At 68.6% G+C, this 17,127-nt stretch carries 14 protein-coding genes; 6 read left to right on the forward strand and 8 right to left on the reverse strand.

Annotated features, from left to right (window positions below):
• Positions 1 to 24: 24 nt before the first annotated feature.
• Positions 25 to 1,026, forward strand: a complete 1,002-nt coding sequence (gene moaA, locus EEY80_RS06565; RefSeq protein WP_126975780.1) for a GTP 3',8-cyclase MoaA — start codon at positions 25 to 27, stop codon at positions 1,024 to 1,026.
• 1 nt (position 1,027) lies between these two features.
• Positions 1,028 to 1,450 carry a DUF1810 domain-containing protein gene (locus EEY80_RS06570; RefSeq protein ID WP_126975781.1) on the forward strand — a complete coding sequence of 141 codons (423 nt, stop codon included), beginning with the start codon at positions 1,028 to 1,030 and terminating at the stop codon, positions 1,448 to 1,450.
• On the opposite strand, the gene EEY80_RS06575 is transcribed toward EEY80_RS06570, so the two are convergent.
• Genes EEY80_RS06575 through EEY80_RS06595 form a run of 5 tightly spaced genes read right to left on the reverse strand, consistent with a single transcriptional unit; the run spans position 1,447 to position 7,441 of the window.
• Positions 1,447 to 1,863: a hypothetical protein gene (locus EEY80_RS06575; RefSeq protein ID WP_126975782.1), complete on the reverse strand. Its 417-nt coding sequence runs from the start codon at positions 1,861 to 1,863 to the stop codon at positions 1,447 to 1,449. The two genes, EEY80_RS06570 and EEY80_RS06575, sit on opposite strands and share 4 nt — an antisense overlap.
• Before the next feature lie 36 nt (positions 1,864 to 1,899).
• On the reverse strand, positions 1,900 to 3,066 hold the full coding sequence (locus tag EEY80_RS06580; RefSeq protein WP_126975783.1) for a M20 aminoacylase family protein: 1,167 nt from the start codon (positions 3,064 to 3,066) through the stop codon (positions 1,900 to 1,902).
• A gap of 15 nt (positions 3,067 to 3,081) precedes the next feature.
• Positions 3,082 to 4,419, reverse strand: a complete 1,338-nt coding sequence (locus EEY80_RS06585; RefSeq protein ID WP_126975784.1) for an NAD(P)/FAD-dependent oxidoreductase — start codon at positions 4,417 to 4,419, stop codon at positions 3,082 to 3,084.
• A complete protein-coding gene (gene argE / locus EEY80_RS06590) occupies positions 4,416 to 5,582 on the reverse strand; it encodes an acetylornithine deacetylase (RefSeq protein WP_126975785.1) in 1,167 nt (388 codons plus the stop codon). The genes EEY80_RS06585 and argE overlap by 4 nt, the downstream gene beginning before the upstream one ends.
• A gap of 2 nt (positions 5,583 to 5,584) precedes the next feature.
• Complete coding sequence (locus tag EEY80_RS06595; RefSeq protein ID WP_126975786.1) at positions 5,585 to 7,441, reverse strand: ABC transporter ATP-binding protein; 1,857 nt, start codon at positions 7,439 to 7,441, stop codon at positions 5,585 to 5,587.
• A gap of 384 nt (positions 7,442 to 7,825) precedes the next feature.
• Between EEY80_RS06595 and EEY80_RS06600 the strand changes: the two genes are divergently transcribed.
• From EEY80_RS06600 to EEY80_RS06610, 3 genes are all read left to right on the forward strand, one after another.
• A complete protein-coding gene (locus EEY80_RS06600; protein ID WP_126975787.1) occupies positions 7,826 to 9,532 on the forward strand; it encodes a peptide ABC transporter substrate-binding protein in 1,707 nt (568 codons plus the stop codon).
• Positions 9,533 to 9,630: 98 nt separating this feature from the next.
• Complete coding sequence (locus EEY80_RS06605) at positions 9,631 to 10,638, forward strand: ABC transporter permease (protein WP_126975788.1); 1,008 nt, start codon at positions 9,631 to 9,633, stop codon at positions 10,636 to 10,638.
• Complete coding sequence (locus EEY80_RS06610; protein WP_126975789.1) at positions 10,631 to 11,545, forward strand: ABC transporter permease; 915 nt, start codon at positions 10,631 to 10,633, stop codon at positions 11,543 to 11,545. The genes EEY80_RS06605 and EEY80_RS06610 overlap by 8 nt, the downstream gene beginning before the upstream one ends.
• A 75-nt stretch (positions 11,546 to 11,620) precedes the next feature.
• Here the strand turns inward: EEY80_RS06610 and EEY80_RS06615 are convergent, their stop codons facing one another.
• Positions 11,621 to 12,904 carry a DUF3422 family protein gene (locus EEY80_RS06615; protein WP_126975790.1) on the reverse strand — a complete coding sequence of 428 codons (1,284 nt, stop codon included), beginning with the start codon at positions 12,902 to 12,904 and terminating at the stop codon, positions 11,621 to 11,623.
• Positions 12,905 to 13,237: 333 nt separating this feature from the next.
• On the opposite strand from EEY80_RS06615, the gene EEY80_RS06620 reads away from it, so the two are divergent.
• Positions 13,238 to 13,984 carry an SDR family oxidoreductase gene (locus EEY80_RS06620; protein ID WP_126975791.1) on the forward strand — a complete coding sequence of 249 codons (747 nt, stop codon included), beginning with the start codon at positions 13,238 to 13,240 and terminating at the stop codon, positions 13,982 to 13,984.
• A 30-nt stretch (positions 13,985 to 14,014) separates the two neighbouring features.
• On the opposite strand, the gene EEY80_RS06625 is transcribed toward EEY80_RS06620, so the two are convergent.
• Together EEY80_RS06625 and EEY80_RS06630 are read right to left on the reverse strand one after the other, a co-directional pair.
• Positions 14,015 to 15,448 carry an NAD(P)(+) transhydrogenase (Re/Si-specific) subunit beta gene (locus tag EEY80_RS06625; RefSeq protein ID WP_126975792.1) on the reverse strand — a complete coding sequence of 478 codons (1,434 nt, stop codon included), beginning with the start codon at positions 15,446 to 15,448 and terminating at the stop codon, positions 14,015 to 14,017.
• 13 nt (positions 15,449 to 15,461) lie between these two features.
• Positions 15,462 to 17,036 carry a Re/Si-specific NAD(P)(+) transhydrogenase subunit alpha gene (locus EEY80_RS06630; RefSeq protein ID WP_126975793.1) on the reverse strand — a complete coding sequence of 525 codons (1,575 nt, stop codon included), beginning with the start codon at positions 17,034 to 17,036 and terminating at the stop codon, positions 15,462 to 15,464.
• Between the last annotated feature and the right edge of the window lie 91 nt (positions 17,037 to 17,127).

Genomic DNA, 17,127 nt, shown 5'->3' on the forward strand with positions numbered 1-17,127 from the left:
GCGCCGCGCGCCTACGTTCCGTCAATGGCTCCTCTCGTCGATCCCTTCGCCCGGCCGATCAGCTATCTGCGCGTTTCGGTGACGGACCGCTGCGATTTCCGCTGCACCTATTGCATGGCGGAACACATGCAGTTCCTGCCGAAGAAGGACCTGCTGACGCTCGAGGAACTGGACCGCCTCTGTTCCGCCTTCGTGCGGATGGGGGTCGAAAAGCTGCGCATCACCGGGGGCGAACCGCTGGTGCGGCGCGACATCCTGACCTTCTTCCGCGCCATGTCCCGGCATCTGGACTCGGGCGCGCTGAAGGAGCTGACGCTGACCACCAATGGCAGCCAGCTGGCACGCTTCGCCGCCGATCTGGCCGCCTGCGGGGTGCGGCGGGTCAATGTCTCGCTCGACACGCTGGACGAGGGCAAGTTCGCGCAGGTCACCCGCTGGGGCCGGCTGCCGCAGGTGCTGGACGGCATCCGCGCAGCCACCGCCGCGGGGCTGAAGGTCAAGATCAACGCCGTCGCGCTGAAGGGCTTCAACGAGGACGAACTGTTCCGCCTTGTCGACTGGTGCGGGGCCGAGGGCCATGACCTGACCTTCATCGAGGTCATGCCGATGGGCGACATGGGCGAGGAAACGCGGCTCGACCAGTACTGGCCCTTGCGCGAATTGCGCGAACGGCTGGCCGAACGCTTTACCCTGATCGACCTTGCCGAACGCACGGGCGGGCCGGCGCGCTATGTCCGGCTGGCCGAGAGCGGGCAGAAGATCGGCTTCATCACCCCCCTCACCCATAATTTCTGCGAAAGCTGCAACCGCGTCCGGCTGACCTGCACGGGCGAGCTGTACATGTGCCTCGGGCAGGAGGACATGGCCGACCTGCGCGCGCCGCTGCGGGCCTCGCCCGAGGATGGGGTGGTGGAGGCCGCGATCCGCGCCGCCATCGCCCGCAAGCCCAAGGGCCATGATTTCGACTATTCCCGACAACGTGTCGCCGGCCAGATGAGCCGGCACATGAGCCATACCGGCGGCTGAGATGGCAGACCTGTCGCGGTTCCACGCCGCGCAGGCGGACACGATCGAGGCGGCGCTGGCGGAAATGCGCGCCGGGCGCAAGCACAGCCACTGGATGTGGTTCGTCTTCCCGCAACTCGCGGCGCTCGGCCGCTCGGGCACGGCAAAGTTCTACGGCATCGCCGATCTGGCCGAGGCGCGTGCCTATGCCGCCGACCCGGTGCTGGGGCCGCGCCTCGTGCAGGCGGCCGAGGCGATGCTGTCCCATCCCGGCCGCAGCGCCGAGGACATCCTCGGCCCGGTCGATGCGCTGAAGCTGCGCTCCTCGGCGACGCTCTTCGCGCGCGCCGCGCCGGGAACGCCCCTCGGCGCGGCGATGGACCGGGTGCTGGCGGTCTTCTACGGCGGCACGGACTGCGAGGTCACGCGAGCCGCCTTGGACTAGTCGCGCACGGTTATGGTCGGCATCATCAGCACGACCTTGCTGTCGGGCGGAGGCACGGGCACACCCGTCACCCTGCATTCGGCCTCGGATGCCTCCGGCTTCTGGCTCATCCCGACACGCGCGAAGTATTGCAATCCCTCGATGACCGGCTTGCCGTTCACCTCGACGCTCGCCCGCTTCAGCAGCGTCCTGTCGTGCATCATCAGGCTGGGGTCGTGGTGCTGGATTAAGCCGCAGATCACCAGTCGCCCGGACGCGGCATAGGTGTTCCAGTAGACCGTCGACGAGCGATTGGTGATGTTCCGCTGGATCGGAAAGCTGGCGAAATCATCGTCGACCGGAACGCGAAGCGGTTCCGCACGGGCGGGCAAGGCCGCCAATGTCATCAACAGGACAGCAGAAATGAGGCGCATGATGATCCTTTGGGCAAAACGGGCTGCGTCCGGCGGTCACGCCGCCGGCATCCGCGCCTCGACCATACCCGCATACCAGCTGGACCCGAAGGGAATCGCGTTGTCGTCGAATTCATATTCCGGGTGATGCACGCTTGCCGTATTGCCGTTGCCGAGGAAGATGTAGGCGCCGGGGCGTTCGTTCAGCATGTAGCTGAAATCCTCGGCCCCCATCAGCGGCGCGGTGTCCGGATCGACATTGCCCGACACGTCCCGCGCCACGCTGACCGCATGTTCGGTCATCCCGGGTTCATTCACGGTGACCGGATAGCCGCGGTCGTATTGCACCGCCGCCGTCGCGCCAAGCGCCAGCGCCACCCCCTGCGCCACCTCGGACAGGCGGCGTTCGACCATGTCCTGCACCGCCGGGTCCATGGTCCGCACCGTGCCCTTCATCACCACTTCCTGCGGGATGACGTTGTAGGCCGGGCTGTCGGTGGCGAGCGTGCAGACCGACAGCACCGCCTGTTTCAGCGGGTCCACGTTGCGGCTGACGATGCTTTGCAGCGCCACGATAATCTGCGCCGCGACCAGCGTCGTGTCGATGCACTGATGCGGCTTGGCGGCATGGCCGCCCTTGCCGGTGACGGTGATGGTGAAATGGTCCGCCGCCGCCATGATCGCGCCGGGGCGGATGGCGAAGGTGCCGACGGGGATGCCCGGCATGTTGTGCATGCCGTACACTTCCTGGATGCCCCACCGGTCGATCAGCCCGTCGGCCACCATCTCGCGCCCGCCGCCGCCGCCCTCTTCGGCGGGCTGGAAGATCACCACGCAGGTGCCGTCGAAATTCCGCGTCTCGGCGAGGTATTTCGCGGCGCCGAGCAGCATCGCCGTATGCCCGTCATGGCCGCAGGCATGCATCACCCCCGGCGTTTTCGAGGCATGGGGCAGCCCGGTCTTTTCAAGGATCGGCAGCGCATCCATGTCGGCGCGCAGCCCCACCACCCGGCCCGAGGCATCGGTCTTGCCGCGGATCACCCCCACCACGCCGGTGCGGCCGATGCCCTCGACCACCTCGTCGCAGCCGAAGCCGCGCAGCAGGTCGGCCACCTTGCCCGCGGTGCGGTGCACCTCGTACAGCAGTTCCGGATTCTCGTGGAAGTCCCGGCGCCAGGCGGTGATTTCCGGGAGAAGCTCGGCGAAGCGGTTCTTGACGGGCATGGCAGCCTCCTTTGGTCAGATCCAGGGTCCAAGCTCGATCTTGGACCCGTCGGTGAAGCGGGAAAAGCGGAACCGGGTGAGATCATGCCCCGGATCGCGGCCCCGGACCAGATCGGCGACGATCCGGCCGAAGGCGGGGCCGATGCCGAAGCCGTGGCCGCACATGCCGGTGGCGATGGTCAGGCCGGGGATCGGCGCCGCATCCACCACCGGCACGATATCGGGCATGGTGTCGATCATCCCGGCCCAGGCGGTGGCGATCTTCACCTCTCCCAGTTGCGGGAACGCCCGGGCGAAGCCCGCGCGCACCGTCTCCAGCCGCCGCAGGTTCGGCGCAGGCTCCAGCACGCGCATCGCCTCGAACGGGCCGGGACGATCGGCATCCCAGCGGCGGGGCGTGGTCCAGGCATCCGGCCAGCCCTTCGGCGCGGCGGGACGGAAGGCGGTGGAGGACAGGTCGGCGCGGATCTGCGGGATGAAGGGACGCAGGGCGCGAAAGGCGTCGGGGCCGATGTAGAATTCGTGGAAACTGCCGGGCGCCAGCGTATAGCGCCCGTCCTCGCGCCGGCGAAAGGCAAAGCCGCTGCCCGCGGCCCCGCCCGCGAAGACCTCGGGCAAGGGTTCGGTGACGGCGACGGAAGAGCGGACCGACAGCTGCGGAATCGCGACGCCATGCGCCCTGAGGAACAGCGAGGACCAGGCGCCCCCCGCCACCACCACCCGGTCGCAGGCGATGCGGCCCCGTTCCGTGACCACCCCCCCAACCCGCCCCGCGGCCAGGTCGAGCGCGCGGACCGCGCACTCCTCGACGATGATGGCGCCCGCAGCCTCGGCCGCCTTCGCCAAGAGCGGCACCGCGGCCCAGGGTTCGGCCCGCGCGTCCGACGCCGTCCACAGCGCCGTGGTCCAGCCCTCGGCATGGGGCAACAGCGCCGCGATCTGATCCTTCGTCAGGATGCGGGTATCCAGCCCGTGCGCCTGCGCATGAGGCAGCCAGCCTTCGTAGCGGGCGCTGTCCGCCTGCGTCTTGCCCAGATACATCACCCCGGTCTGGCGAAAGCCCAGGCCCGGCATCTCGGCCGCGAGGTCGCGCCACAGGCGGTTCGCCTCGATCATGATCGGCAGTTCGGCGGGGTCGCGGGCCTGCTGGCGGATCCAGCCCCAGTTGCGGCTGGACTGTTCGCCCGCGATGCGGCCCTTTTCCAGCAGCGCGACCTTCACCCCCGCCCGCGCCAGCCACAGGGCGGTGGCGACGCCGATGATGCCGCCGCCGATCACCGCCACGTCGCAGGCGGCGGGCGGCGGGCCGGGATGGGCCACGGGACCGTCGGCCCGGATCGGGAAGCGGATCATCGCGTCAGATGCTCCAGCATCCGGCCCATGAAGGCCCAGCCTTCGTCCAGTTCCGCGATGGCGATATATTCGTCGGCCTTGTGCGCCCGGTCGATGTCGCCCGGCCCGAAGACGACGGTGGACCAGCCCTGCGCCTGGAAATGCCCGGCCTCGGTGCCATAGCTGACCACATGGCCGGCATTGTCGCCCGACAGGCGGCGCAGCAGTGTCTCGGCGCTGCCGCCGGGTTCGGGCACCAGCGGCGGCACGGTGAAATAGCGGTCGGCATGGATCCGCGTCTCGGGCCGCACCGCCTGCATCTGCGCCTCGACCTCGGCCACCTTCGCCTCGAAGGCCGCCACCCAGTCCTCGACCCGTTCGCCCGGCACCACGCGGAAGTCGAGCAGCATCCGGCAATCGCCTGCGGTGATGTTATGCGCGGTGCCGCCCTCGATCTTGCCCACATGCACCGTGGTCCAGGGCGGCTCGAAGGCCGCGCCGACGGGATCCGGCGTCTTCGTGCGGTTGGCGGCATTGGCCTCGTTCGCCCACATGGTCAGCTTCGCCGCCTCCATGATCGCGTTGACGCCGGTGTGCATGATCGAGGAATGCACCTCGTAGCCTTCCAGATGCAGCCGATAGGCGGTGCCGCCCTTGTGGCCGGTCACGACCTTCATCCGCGACGGTTCGCCCACGATCACCGCCTCGGGCGCGGGCAGGCGGGTGGCCATTTCCGCCACCATGTCCTTGCAGCCCTCGCAGCCCAGTTCCTCGTCATAGCTCAGCGCCAGCATCAGCGGCCGTTGCAGCGGCAGTCGTGCCGCCCGCGCCATCGCGGCGATGGCCAGCGCGTCGAAGCCCTTCATGTCCACCGCGCCGCGCCCGTACAGCCGCCCGTCGCGTTCGGTCAGCACCCAGGGGTCGGTCGTCCAGTCCTGCCCCTCCACCGGCACCACGTCGCTGTGGCCGGACAGCACGATCCCGCCCGGCACTTCGGGCCCCGTCACCGCATAGAGGCTGGCCTTGTCGCCGCCCGGGTTCGGCACCCGCGCGGTGCGAACGCCGTAGCCAGCGAGATAAGCCTCCACCCAGTCGATCAGCGGCAGGTTCGTGTCGCGGCTGACGGTGGGAAACGCCACCAGCTGCGCGAGGATCTCGCGCGGGGTCAGGTCCGGGGTCGTCATGGTCAGCCTTTCAGGACGTAGTGGTCGGGGCCGATCTCGTCATAGGCCGAGGCGGCGGGTTCATGGCCCACCGGGAAGATCGGCGAGGGGATGGGGGTATATTCCACCTCGCCCCGCAGCACCCGGCGGCGGGGATCCGCGATGGGCACCGCCGACAGCAGCGACCGGGTATAGGGGTGCGTGGGGTTGCCGAAGACCGCCGCGCGCGGCCCGATCTCGACGATCCGGCCCAGATACATCACGCCGACATGATGGCTGACCCGTTCGACCACCGCCATGTCGTGGCTGATGAACAGGAAGGACAGGCCGAGGTCGGACTGCAGTTCCATCATCAGGTTCAGCACCTGCGCCTGCACGCTGACATCGAGCGCGCTGACCGCCTCGTCGGCGATGATCAGCTTGGGGTTCAGCGCCAGCGCCCGGGCGATGGCGACGCGCTGGCGCTGCCCGCCCGACAGTTCGTGCGGATAGCGGCGCAGGAAGCTGCGCGGCAGTTCCACCCGGTCGAACAGCCCCGCCACCCGGTCATGCAGCGCGCTGCCCGAGGCGATGCCGTAGTTGCGCAAGGGTTCGGCCACCACGTCCAGCAGCCGCATCTGCGGGTTGAGGCTGGCGAAGGGGTCTTGGAACACCATCTGCACCTCGCGCCGGGCGCGGCGCATGCCGCGCTCGTCCAGCGTCAGCACATCCTGCCCGTCCAGCCAGACCTGCCCCGAGGTGGGTTCCACCAGCCGCAGGATCGACCGGCCGCAGGACGACTTGCCGCAGCCCGACTCGCCCACCAGGCTCAGCGTCTGGCCCTGCCGCAGGGTGAAGCTCACATCCTCGACGGCGTGGACATAAGCGATGGTGCGGCGCAGCAGCCCGCCCTTGACCGGAAAGCGCGTGGTCAGGTGCTTCACGTCCAGCAGCACCGCGGGCTCCACCGCGGGCGCGACCGGCGCGGGGCGGGCAGCGGCGGGTTCCGCCTGCGCCGCGCCGCCGCGATCCAGCAGGCGCATCGGCTCCGGCGCATCCTTGCCCGCCATCTCGCCCAGGCGGGGCACCGCGGCGAGCAGCGCCTTGGTATAGGGATGTTCCGGGGCCTCGAAGATCTTCTCGACCGGCCCCTCCTCGACCTTGTTGCCGCGATACATGACCACGACGCGGTCGGCCATCTGCGCCACCACCGCCATGTCATGGGTGATGAACATGACCGCGGTGCCCTTCTCGCGCTTCAGCCGGTCGATCAGGGCGAGGATCTCGGCCTGGATCGTCACGTCGAGCGCGGTCGTGGGTTCGTCGCAGATCAGCAGCCGCGGCTCGCAGGCCATCGCCATGGCGATCACCACCCGCTGCCGCATCCCGCCCGACAGTTCGTGCGGGTATTGCCGGATGCGGCGTTCGGGTTCGCTGATCCGCACCAGCCGCAGCAGTTCCAGCGCGCGGGCCTCGGCCGCGGCGCGGGACAGGCCCTTGTGCACGCGCAGGCCCTCGGTCAGCTGCCGGCCCACGGTGAAGACCGGGTTGAGCGAGGTCATCGGCTCCTGGAAGATCATGCCGATCTCGTTGCCGCGGATCTGGCGCATCAGGTCCGGTTCGGCCTTGGCCAGATCGATCTCGCCGCCGCCCTCGCGCCGGAACAGCAGCCGCCCGCCCGCGATCTCGCCGCCGCCGAATTCCACCAGCCGCATCAGCGACAGCGACGACACCGACTTGCCCGACCCGCTTTCGCCGACGACGCAGACGCACTCGCCCGGGGCGATGTCGAAACTGACATCCTCGACCCCGACGACGGTGCCCTCGCCCGTCTCGAATTCCACCCTCAGGTTGCGAATCGATACCAGCGGAGATTCGGCTGCGGCCGGCGTGTCGAGCATCTGGGGACCCTGTCAGATCGGAATTCGATGGACGCGGCCGACGGTCGCGGCCTTGCCCCGACGCTAGCGAGAAGCTGACCGGAAAGTCAAACGTGCTTGGGTCCTTCCCGTGCGGCAAGGATGACGCAAGGCCACCTCGCAAGCCTATTGCCTTTTTTCGCGGCTTGATCCGACAATCAGCATCAGTCGGGCCGCGCCGCACCGGGGCACCCGTCAGCAACCATCAGACGCGAAAAGGAACGCGCATTGCCGAGGTCATCGACACCATCCGGAACCGGATGAAGGACGACAGGTGATGCGGGGTGCCCGCCGGGATCCGGCCGGGTGCCTGCCGCGAACGGCGGCCGACGCGGAACCGCGCGGATATCCAACAAGGAGAGTGGAATGAAACTGAAGACGATCTTGCTGGGCGCGGGTGCGACCCTGGCGCTGGCCCCGGCCGCATTGGCCGAACGGGGCGCCGACGGCCATGTGAACGTGATCTATTCGCAGGCGCCGTCGATCATGAACCCCTACCTGTCCTCGGGCACGAAAGACATCGAGGCGGCGAGCCTCGTGATCGAACCGCTGATCCGCTATGACGAGACGGGCGCGATGCTGCCCTGGCTGGTCGAGGAGGTGCCGACGCTGGAAAACGGCGGCGTGTCCGAAGACCTGATGACCATCACCTACAAGATCAAGCCCGGCCTGAAATGGTCGGACGGCACCGACTTCACCGCCGAGGACGTGGCCTTCACCGCCGAATACTGCATGCATCCCGAAGGCGGCTGCGCGCAGCTGGCCAAGTTCGAGGGCGTGAGCAGCGTCGAGGCGGTGGACCCGCTGACGGTGAAGATTACCTTCAGCGAACCGAAGCCCTTCCCCTATGGCCCCTTCTCGGGCGGCCAGGGTCCGGTGATCCAGAAGGCGCAATTCGCCGAATGCCTCGGCGCGCGGGCGCCCGAATGCACCGACGCCAACTTCATGCCGGTCGGCACCGGCCCGTTCAAGGTCGACGAGTTCCGCCCGAACGACGTGATCTCGCTGTCGGCCAACCCGGAATACCGCGACCCGGCCAAGCCCGCCTTCGCCACCATGACCTTCAAGGGCGGCGGCGATGCGGCGGCGGCGGCGCGGTCGGTGCTGGAAACCGGCGAGTTCGACTATGCCTGGAATACGCAACTGGCACCCGAGGTGCTGGCCGAGATGCTGAAGGGCGGCAAGGGCCAGCTGGTCAACGCCTTCGGCACGCTGGTCGAGCGGATCGAGATCAACATGACCGACCCCTCGCCGAGCCTGCCCGAGGGCGAGCGCTCGACCGCCGCGCACCCCCACCCGATCTTGTCCGACATCCGGGTGCGGCAGGCGCTGTCGATGGCGATCGACCGCCAGCTTCTGTCCGACGTGGGCTATGGCGAGGCCGGCCGGCCGACCTGCAACCTCGTGCCCGCGCCCGAGATGTATGCCTCGACCGACAACACCGGCTGCCTGACCTGGGACATGGAGGGCGCGAAGGCGCTGCTGGAGGAAGCCGGCTGGACCGATACCGACGGCGACGGCATCCGCGACAAGGACGGCATGAAGCTGAGCCTGCTCTACCAGACCTCGACCAATGCCGTGCGCCAGGACTTCCAGGCGATCATCAAGCAGTGGTGGACGGAACTGGGCGTCGAGACGGAGCTGAAGAACGTCGACGGCTCGGTCTTCTTCGGCGGCGACCCCGGCTCGCCCGACACGTTCCAGAAGTTCTATGCCGATGTCGAGATGTACGCGAACAACTTCGACGGCACCGACCCGGAAAGCTATCTGGCCATGTATACCTGCGACAAGGCGCCCAAGCCGGAAACGCAGTGGCAGGGCGAGAACATCAACCGCTTCTGCGACCCGGAGTACGATGCGCTGATCGCCGAACTGGGCAAGACGGGCGAACTGGAACAGCGGGGCGAGATCGCGAAGCGGCTGAACGACATGCTGACCAAGGACAGCATGGTCATCATCCCGCTGGTGGATCGCGGCCGCCTGTCGGCGCATTCCAACACCCTGGGCGGCGTGGTCCTGAACACCTGGGACAGCGAGCTGTGGAACGCTGCCGACTGGTACCGCATCAAGTAAGGCGGTCCGCCGCCTGAACCGGACGCCCCGCCCGCAGCCCGGGCCGGGGCGTCCGTCGCATTCCCCTTCCCTCTCGCGCCCGGAGGCATCGCCCCCGCATGCTGACCTATACGATCCGCCGCCTGCTGATCGCCATACCGACGCTGCTGTTCATCAGCCTGATCATCTTCCTGCTGCTGGACCTCGCGCCCGGCGACCCGATGGCACAGATGCCGCTGACGGTGCCGCCCGAGGTGCGCCAGAGAATGCGCGAGGCGCTCGGCCTCGGCGAACCGATCCATATGCGCTATCTGCTGTGGCTGAAGCAGTTCTTCGTGATCGAGCCGCTGAACATCCTCGACCAGATGCTGGGCACCGACATGGCCGGCGATGCGCAGCGGGTAATTTCCTGGCAGACGCGCAGCCCGGTCGCCGACATCATCGCGCAGCGCATCCCGCAGACGCTGTGGGTGGTGGGCCTCGCCTATGTGCTGGGCGTCGCCATCGCGCTGCCGATCGGCATCCTGTCGGCCTACCGGCAATATTCGTGGTTCGACCAGCTGGGCACCTTCGTGTCGATGGTGGGCTTCTCCGTCCCGACCTTCTTTACCGGCGTGGTGCTGATCATCCTCTTCGCGGTCAACCTGAACTGGTTCCCCTCGATCTACGACACCACGCACCGAGTGACGGACTGGGACAGCTTCGTCTTCCAGATCCGGCAGATGGTGCTGCCGGTGACGGTGCTGGCGCTGTACAACGCCAGCCAGATCAGCCGGTTCATGCGCGCCTCGATGCTCGACAACCTGCGGCAGGACTATGTGCGCACCGCCCGGGCCAAGGGGCTGCGGGAACGGGCCGTGGTGCTGACCCATGTGCTGCGCAACTCGATGATCCCGGTGGTCACGGTGATCGCGCTCGGCGTGCCCACGATCTTCGGCGGGGCGATCATCACCGAACAGGTGTTCAAGGTGAACGGGCTGGGGCAGCTGCTGATCACCGCCATCCAGGCCAACGACATCCCGATGGTGCAGACGCTGACCTTCATCTTCGCGGTGCTGATCGTGCTGTTCAACCTGGTCGCCGATGTGCTGTACGGCCTTCTGGACCCGAGGATCCGCTATGACTGAGACCGTGGTCCCCACCCCGCAGACCGCCCCCGCCTCCAGCCAGATGCGCGACATCTGGCGCCAGTTCCGCAGCCATCGCGGCGCGATGCTGGGGCTGGCCATCTTCGTCACCATCCTCGTGGTGGTCTGGCTCGGGCCGCTGGTCTGGAACACCGCGCCCACCTTCGTCGACATGCGCAGCCGCAACCAGGGGCCGTCGCTGGCGCATCCGCTGGGCACAGACCAGCTGGGCCGCGACATGCTGGCCCGGCTGATGGCGGGCGGCAAGGTGTCGATCGCCGTGGGCCTGACCGCGATGGGCCTGTCGATCCTGCTCGGCACGCTGATCGGCGTGTCGGCCGGCTTCTTCCGCCGGCTCGACGGGGTGCTGATGCGGCTGACGGACCTGTTCCTGGCCCTGCCGCTGCTGCCTCTGCTGCTGGTGATGGTGATGCTGTTCCGCGAACCGCTGTCGCAGCGCTTCGGTCCGGAAACGGGGATCTTCATCCTGATCGTCATCGCCATCGGCGTGACCAGCTGGATGCAGACCGCCCGCATCGTCCGCGGCGAGGTTCTGGCGCTGAAAGAGCGGGAATTCGTGCTGGCGGCGCGGTCCATCGGCACCTCGCCCGCCAAGATGATCCTGCGCCACATCCTGCCCAACGTGCTGTCGCCCATCATGGTCTCGGCGACGCTGGGGATCGCCGCGGCGATCATCACGGAATCGGCGCTGAGCTTTCTCGGGCTCGGCTTTCCGCCGGATTTCCCGACCTGGGGGCGGCTGCTCTATGACGCCGTGGACCAGATCCAGCTGTTCCCGATGCGGGTGGTGATGCCGGGGATCGCGATCTCGCTGACGGTGCTGAGCGTCAACTACATCGGCGACGGGCTGCGCGACGCGCTGGACCCGCGCATCCGCGGCCGCTAGCAGGCGTGAAATGGAGGCGGCGGGGGGCCCTGCGCCCCCCGCAGGCTGTTCGGGTCGGCTGCAGGGGGCCTTGGGTCAGTGCCCGCCCTGGCGGATGCGACGGCGGATCACCCACCAGACCGCCAGCAGCACCGGCGGCACCAGCACCGCGGTCAGCACCTCCTTGCCGATACCCGCGCCCTTGGCGAGCGGCGCCAGCGCATAGGCGGCAAGGCTGACCGCGTAGTAGCCGATGGCCACCACCGACAGCCCCTCTACCGTGTGCTGCAGCCGCAATTGCAGCGCGGCGCGGCGGTCCATGCTGGCCAGCAGGTCCTGGTTCTGCGCCTGCCGTTCCACATCGACGCGGGTCTGCAGCAGCTCGCCCGCGCGGGTGGCGCGTTCGGCCATCCGCTGCAGCCGGCGTTCGGCGCTGGCCACGGTGCGCATCGCCGGATCGTAACGGCGCAGGAAGAACTCGCCGAAGGTCTGCCAGCCTTCCAGCCGCGTTTCGCGCAGCACGTCCAGCCGTTCGCGCACGATGGCCTCGTAGGCGGCGGTGGCGCCGAAGCGGAAGGCATGGCGCATGGCCAGCGCCTCCAGCTCGGCCGAGACGGTCAGCAGCCCGTGCAGCACCTCTTCGGCCGGGCGGGCCTCGTCGGACATGTCGGCGACGAGGTCGAGCAGACGGCGGTCGATGCCGTTCAGCCGGGCGTTCAGCGCCCGCGCCTGCGGCAGCCCCAGCATCGACATGGCGCGATAGGTCTCGATCTCGCACAGGCGCTGCACGATCCGGCCCACCCGCTGCGGCCCGGTATCCGGCCGCACGAAGACGGCAAAGCGCATCTGGCCCGAGGGGTCGATGCGGAAATCGCCGGCGATCACCGCCTGCCCGTCATGGATCGCCGCGACGGCGAGGCTTTCTGGGACGAACCAGCCCGACAGCCGGCCCTCCAGCGCGCCCATGTCCGGCAGGTAGTCGACCCGGATCAGCACCGCCGCCAGCCGCCGCCCCGGCGCCTCGGCCCGCCAGTCCGCCGGGAAAACCTCGGCCAGCGCCGGGTCGAAGGGCCGGTCGGACAGGCCGGGCGAGAAGGCGGAATAGGTCACGAATTCGGTATGGCTTTCCCATTTCAGCGCATGGCGCCCGATGGTCCCGGCATGATGGGTGACCTCGGCATCCGGCGCGGACGCGCCATGGCGGGACAGCAGCGCGACCAGATGCGCATGGTCGCGGGCGCGGTCGCGATTGGCGGCATCGGCGGGTTCCTTGATCGCCAGGAACGCCGCCTCGCAGGGGGCAGCCAGCGCGGGAAAGGGCCGCGCATGCAGTTCGGATACCAGCGGGTAGCGCTGCGGGTGGTCGTCGGGTGTGGGCATCGGGCATCTTCCGTCGGGCTGACCCGCAGCTAGGCGCGCGGGCGCGCCCCCGGCAAGGGACGGCCTGTCGCAGCGGTTGCATGCGCGCGCATACTGGCACCGATGCCACGCCCTGCGAAGGGGGCGCCCCCTTCCGGCCGGTCCCGCGTGCCGGCCGCCCGGCCGGACCTCGACGGCTGCCGGCAAGGCCGGCGACCCGCCGCTGCCGCAAGAGCCGGGGGCACCCGTTTCCTGCGCATTGCCCGCACGGCCCGACCGGACCCGCAGGTTCCGGGTCGTGACGGCGGGCTGCCGCGACCAGGTTCCCCGGGCAACCACACAGGAGCCAAGACCATGGAACTTCGCAACAAGATCATCATCGTGACGGGCGCGAGCAGCGGCATCGGCGCGGCCGCCGCCGCCCTGTTCGCGCGCGAGGGCGCAAGACTGGTGCTCGGCGCGCGGCGCGAACCCGAGCTTCGGGCGCTGGCCGACCGCATCGGGTCGGCCGAGGTGCTGGCGGGGGATGTCTGCGAGGCCGGATATGCCCAGGCCCTGGTCGATCTGGCGCTCGCCACTTACGGCCGGCTCGACGGCGCCTTCAACAATGCCGGCATCCTCGGCGATCTGGGCCCCCTGCCCCAGATGACGCCCGACACCTGGCACCGCGTGATCGCCACCAACCTGACCAGCGCCTTCCATGCGGCGCGCGCGCAGATCCCGGCCCTGCGCCGGACGGGCGGCGGCTCGATCGTCTTCACCTCGTCCTTCGTCGGGTTCAGCAATGGCGGGCTGCCGGGCATGGGGGCCTATGCCGCCTCGAAGGCCGGGCTGATCGGCCTGACCCAGTCGCTCGCCAGCGACCATGCCGCCGAGGGCGTAAGGGTCAACGCCCTGCTGCCGGGCGGCACCATCACCCCGGTTCTGGGCGACGACAGCCCCGAGGTGATGGACTACATCGCCGGGCTGCACCCGATGAAGCGGATGGCAGAGGCGGAGGAAATCGCCCAGGCGGCGCTGTTCCTGCTCTCGGACCGCGCGAGCTTCATGACCGGCAGCCCGATGATCGTCGATGGCGGGATGTCGGTGCGGCTGGCGTAAAGCGAAAGGGGGCCGCCCGGCCCCCTTTCCTCAGTCGATCATCGGCAGCAGCTGGTCGATGCTCTTCTTGGCATCGCCATAGAACATCCGGGTGTTGTCCTTGTAGAACAGCGGGTTCTCGATGCCGGAATAGCCGGTGCCCTGACCGCGCTTGGACACGAACACCTGCTTGGCCTTCCAGACCTCCAGCACCGGCATCCCGGCGATGGGGCTGTTCGGGTCTTCCTGCGCCGCCGGATTGACGATGTCGTTCGAGCCGATGACGATGGCCACGTCGGTCGAGGGGAAGTCCTCGTTGATCTCGTCCATCTCCATGACGATGTCATAGGGCACCTTCGCCTCGGCCAGCAGCACGTTCATGTGCCCGGGCAGGCGGCCGGCGACGGGGTGGATGGCGAAGCGGACCTCCTTGCCCCGGGCGCGCAGCTTGCGGGTCAGTTCCGACACGCTCTGTTGCGCCTGCGCCACCGCCATGCCGTAGCCCGGCACGATGATCACGCTGTCGGCCTCGTTCAGCGCGGCGGCCACACCGTCGGCGTCGATGGCGATCTGTTCGCCGGTAACTTCCATCGCCGGGCCGGCCGTGCCGCCGAAACCGCCGAGGATCACCGAGACGAAGCTGCGGTTCATCGCCTTGCACATGATGTAGCTGAGGATCGCGCCCGAGGAGCCGACGAGCGCACCCACGACGATCAGCAGGTCGTTGGACAGCGAGAAGCCGATGGCCGCGGCGGCCCAGCCGGAATAGCTGTTCAGCATCGACACCACCACCGGCATGTCGGCGCCGCCGATGCCCATGATCAGGTGATAGCCGATGAACAGCGCGGCCAGCGTCATCACGATCAGCGCCAGCGTCGAGCCGGATTGCAGGTAGACCAGCAGCAGGACCAGCGACAGCGCCGCGGCGCCCGCGTTCAGCAGGTGCCCGCCCGGCAGCTTCTTCGCCTTGCCGTCGACGCGGCCCGCGAGCTTGCCGAAGGCGATGACCGAGCCGGTGAAGGTGACCGCCCCGATGAAGATGCCGAGGAAGGTCTCGACCCGCAGGATGCCGATCTCGACCGGCGACTTGTGGGCGATGACGGCGGCGAAGCCGTCCAGCGCCGCCCGCGCCTCCATCGACATGCCGGCGATGCGCGCCATCTCGATATGGGTGTTGAAGCCGATGAAGACCGCGGCAAGGCCGACGAGGCTGTGCATCGCCGCCACGAGCTGCGGCATCTCGGTCATCTGCACGCGCGTGGCCACGACCCAGCCGATGCCGCCGCCGAGCGCGATCAGGATCAGCGACAGCAGCCACAGCCCGGCGCCGGGTCCGGCCAGCGTCGCCAGCACGGCCAGCGCCATGCCGGCGATGCCGTACCAGACGGCGCGCTTGGCGCTTTCCTGCCCGGACAGGCCGCCCAGCGACAGGATGAAGAGGATCGCCGCGACGACATAGGCGGCGGTGGTGAAACCGTAATCCATTGTCCCCGTCTCCTTACGACTTCTGGAACATGGCGAGCATGCGCCGGGTGACGAGGAAGCCGCCGAAGATGTTGATCCCGGCCATGAAGATCGACAGCGCCGCCAGCAGGATCACGAGGAAGGACCCCGATCCGATCTGCATCAGCGCGCCGAGGATGATGATCGACGAGATGGCGTTGGTCACCGCCATCAGCGGCGTGTGCAGCGAATGCGACACGTTCCAGATCACCTGGAAGCCCACGAAGACCGCCAGCACGAAGACGATGAAGTGCTGCATGAAGCTGGCCGGCGCGACCATCCCCAGCCCCAGCATCAGCACCGCGCCCACCGCGAGCAGCCCCACCTGGTTGCGGGTCTGCGCCTTGAAGGCCGCGACCTCGGCGGCGCGGCGTTCCTCGGGCGTGGGCTCCTTCACCTTCTCCTTCGGCTTCTGCGCGGCGATGGCCGCGACCTTGGGCGGCGGCGGCGGGAAGGTGATCTCGCCCGCCGTCGTCACCGTGGCGCCGCGGATCACGTCATCTTCCATGTTGTGGACGATGACGCCGTCCTTGCCGGGCGTCAGGTCGGTCATCATGTGGCGGATGTTGGTGGCGTACAGCGTCGAGGCCTGCGCGGCCATCCGGCTGGGGAAGTCGGTATAGCCCACGACCGTCACGCCGTTCGGGCTGACGATCTTCTGGTCGGGCACGGTCAGGTCGCAGTTGCCGCCGCGTTCGGCGGCGAGGTCGACGATGACCGAACCGGGCTTCATCATCGCCACCATGTCCTCGGTCCACAGCTTCGGCGCGGGCCGGCCGGGGATCAGCGCGGTGGTGATGACGATGTCGACCGAGGGTGCAAGCTCGCGGAACTTCTTCAGCTGCGCCTCGCGGAATTCCGGCGAGGAGGGCGCGGCATAGCCGCCGGTCGCGGCGCCGTCGGTCTGCTGTTCGGCGAAGTCGAGATAGACGAACTCCGCCCCCATCGATTCGATCTGCTCGGCCACCTCGGGGCGCACGTCGAAGGCCAGCGTGATCGCGCCGAGGCTGGTCGCCGTGCCGATCGCGGCGAGACCCGCGACGCCCGCGCCCACCACCAGCACCCGGGCCGGGGGCACCTTGCCCGCCGCCGTCACCTGCCCGGTGAAGAAGCGGCCGAAATTCGCGCCCGCCTCGATCACCGCGCGATAGCCGGCGATATTCGCCATCGAGGACAGCGCGTCCATCTTCTGCGCGCGGCTGATGCGGGGCACCATGTCCATCGCGACGACGGTCGCGCCCCTGGCCTTGGCGCGTTCCAGAAGCTCGGTATTCTGGGCGGGGTAGAAGAACGAGATCAGCGTCTGGCCGGGGCGCAGCAGATCGACCTCGGCCTCGGTCGGCGGGCGCACCTTGGCCACCACATCGGCTGCGGCATAAAGCGCGGCAGCATCGGGCAGCACGGTCACCCCCGCGGCCTCATAGGCCGCATCGGTGATGCCCGCCGCCATCCCGGCGCCGGCCTCGACGAGGCAGTCATGTCCGAGTTTCTTCAGCTGGGCTGCCGAATCCGGCGTCAGCGCGACCCGCGCCTCGCCCTCGTGGCTTTCCCGTGGTGAACCGATCTTCACTGTCTTTCCTCCATCTGTCGGGCCGTTCAGCCCCGGTGGATCCCCGTCGTGCGCCTTTAAACACGGGCAAAGCATGTTTCACAAGAAGATG

The sequence above is a fragment of the Frigidibacter oleivorans genome, from assembly GCF_003993775.1.
Lineage (GTDB): Bacteria > Pseudomonadota > Alphaproteobacteria > Rhodobacterales > Rhodobacteraceae > Frigidibacter > Frigidibacter oleivorans.